At 75.4% G+C, this 2,672-nt stretch carries 2 protein-coding genes; one reads left to right on the top strand and one right to left on the bottom strand.

Annotated features, from left to right (window positions below; translation table 11 throughout):
* Nucleotides 1–356: 356 nt before the first annotated feature.
* Complete coding sequence (locus tag P1P70_RS43145) at nucleotides 357–1,307, bottom strand: PfkB family carbohydrate kinase (RefSeq protein WP_319247749.1); 951 nt, start codon at nucleotides 1,305–1,307, stop codon at nucleotides 357–359.
* A 499-nt stretch (nucleotides 1,308–1,806) separates the two neighbouring features.
* Between P1P70_RS43145 and P1P70_RS43140 the strand changes: the two genes are divergently transcribed.
* A partial coding sequence (locus P1P70_RS43140; protein ID WP_319247747.1) for a PAS domain-containing protein occupies nucleotides 1,807–2,672 on the top strand: 866 nt, incomplete at its 3' end.

Here is a 2,672-nt window from a genome sequence, read left to right as displayed (position 1 = left end):
AATGTGTGTATAGGGACCAGCCCCGGCCCTCCGGCGCCACGGCCCCCCGGCGCCACGGACCTGTCGAGCACGTTCGGGTGTACGGCTCGCGCCCGCGTTGCGGCCGTCCGCCGGGTTCGGACCATTGGGTCGGGCGTCACCGGGTCCCGCGCCTCACTGCTGCGGACCGTCGACCGACGCGGGTGAGCGGGAGGAGCCGACATGCCTGCGGTGCTCCCGGTCCGTCCGCTGACCGGGAGCTTCATCGACGACATCAACAAGGCCGGGCCCTCGGAGGTCCCCGCGTTCTGACGCCGGGCCCGACATGAGGCCGCCGCCGACGGGCAGACTCCCCCTCCCTCCCGTCGGCGGCACCTTCACGGGCTGTCGCGGCGGTCGGCCCGCCCCTCCCGCAGCCACGCCCGTGTCCCGAACGACGCGCACGCCCGCGAGGCCACCACAGCCGCCGCCCGCAGGGCCTCGACGAAGCCGTGCGACGTCAGGGCGTCCCGCCCGGCGAGGCCATGGGCCAGCGCCCCGTGCAGGACGTCGCCGGCGCCCAGCGTGTCCGCGACCCGGACGGCGGGAACGGCCACCGTGCCCCGGCCGTCCGGGCCCGCCCACACCAGGGGGCGGGCGCCCCGGCTGACCGCCGACCGGACGGCCCCGTGCTCCCGCAGGAACCGCAGGGTGTCGGCCGGCCCGCTCCCCGGTGCCTCCGTCCCGGGCGGACGGAAGTCCTCTGAGCAGACGGCCACGTCGATCGACGGCAACAGCCGCTCCGTACCGGCCTTCCAGCTGCCGCCGTCGAGCACGGTCCGGCGACCGGCCGCCCGCGCCGCCCCGGCGGCGGCCACGGCCAGCTCCATGTGGTGGCCGTCGAACTCCACGACGTCCGAGGCCGCCACCAGCGCGTCGAGATCGTCCGGCGGGGCCAGCCGGTGTCCTGTCGCGTTGGTCGAGGCGACGGCCCGGTCGCCGCTCGACGCGGTCACCAGCACGGACGACACGGCCGGCGGCCCGACCGAGTCGGCCGCCAGGTCCACCACCGTCACCCCCAGCCGGTCCAGATCCGCAGCGACGGCGGCCCCCAGCGGATGGCGGCCGATCGCGGTGAGCAGCGTGGCCGTACCGCCCAGACGGGCGAACGTCACCGCCGCGTTCGCCGCCGGGCCGCCCGCGGCCACGAGCTGCTCACGAGCCGTCAGCTTCTCGTTGGGCCCCGGCAGCCGGTCGACGAGCTGTACGACGTCCAGCGTGCACAGCCCGACGAACAACCCCCGACGACGCCTCCGCGCGCCCGCCGCACCGGCTCCTGACTCCACCAAGGCATCTCCACTCTCCGCCGAGCGGACCGACACTCGCGCGTCCCGTCGCGTCCCGTCGCGTCACTCCCGGCAGTGCGGACGGTACGCCCACGGGGAAAGTACCGCCTCCACTCGGCCCGGGACGGTGACCGGGGAGGCGGCGGCGCGGACCCGGGCGGCGACGTGGGCGACACGCGCAGAACCGTCCGACGCTCGGCACGAGTTCGCGGCAGCCTGCGTCGCCTGGCTCCCGGCAGGGGCGTGCGACCGGTGCGGCGGCCCGCTCGCCCGCCGGCCTCGGCGGAGGTACGTGCGGGGGCGCGGTGACCGAGGCGTCCGGACGACGGGTCGAACCGGGCCCGGTGAGGCACGGGGCGTGGCAGGGTAGGGGATCGGGTGCTCCGGGTGGTCGCGCGCCGTGCCTGGCGTGCCCGGCGCACAATGAAGCTTGGAAGCAGTGCCCCGCAGTCGATCTGTGAGCCCAGGGACCACGGCTCCGGTCGTACGGAGAGAAGGAACGATGGGCGAGCACGGTGTCGCCACGGCCGCGGTCGACGCCAGGGGACTGGTGATCGCGTGGAGTGCCGGCGCGCGACGGGTGCTCGGTCACGAGCCCGGTGAGGTGCTCGGCCGTCACGCGGCCGACCTGCTGGCCAGGTCCCTGCCCGCCGCTGCGCGCAGCCGGCTCACCGAACCGGCCGACTGGCGCGGCCCCGTGCACGCACGGCATCGAGACGGTCACGACGTGGAGCTGGAGCTGGAGGCGCATCCCCTGCTGGACGTCGAGGGCCGCACGCAGTGGTTCCTGACGGCCACGGTGCCGGAGCCCGCCGCCCGGCTGCGCGTGTGGGCCCTCGACCAGCTTCCCGTGCCGATCGCGCTCTTCGACCAGGACGGGCTCGCGGTGTCCGCGAACTCCGCCATGGAGAAGGTGATGGGCAGGTCGCAGCAGGACCTGCTCGGCCGGCGGGTGGGCGTGTCCGCCGACGGGCAGCGCAGGCTGCCGGGCTTCGAGGGGCTCGACGACGTGGTGCAGCGGGTGCTGCGAACGGGTGAGCCGATGCCGTACGAGGCATGGCTGCGCGCGCCGGGCGAAGCGCGCGAGCACGCGTGGCTGGTCTCCCTCAGCCCGTTGAAGGACGCCTCCGGCGACGTACGGGGCATGTGCCTGGCCGCGATCGACAGCACGGAGCAGTTCCTGGCCCGCCGGCGTCTGAGCATGCTCAACGAGTCCGGCAACCGGATCGGCTCCACCCTCGACGTGACCCGCACCGCGGAGGAGCTCGCCGAGGTGTGCACCGACCACCTCGCCGACTTCGTCATCGTGGACCTGCTGGACTCGGTGCTCGCCGGTGAGGAGGCCGCCCCCTCGCCCGGGGCCCACCC

It is taken from the genome of Streptomyces sp. MB09-02B (genome assembly GCF_033794485.1).
GTDB lineage: Bacteria > Actinomycetota > Actinomycetes > Streptomycetales > Streptomycetaceae > Streptomyces.
The sequence above is the reverse complement of the archived record's forward strand: the minus strand, read 5'-3'. Positions and strand labels throughout refer to the sequence as shown.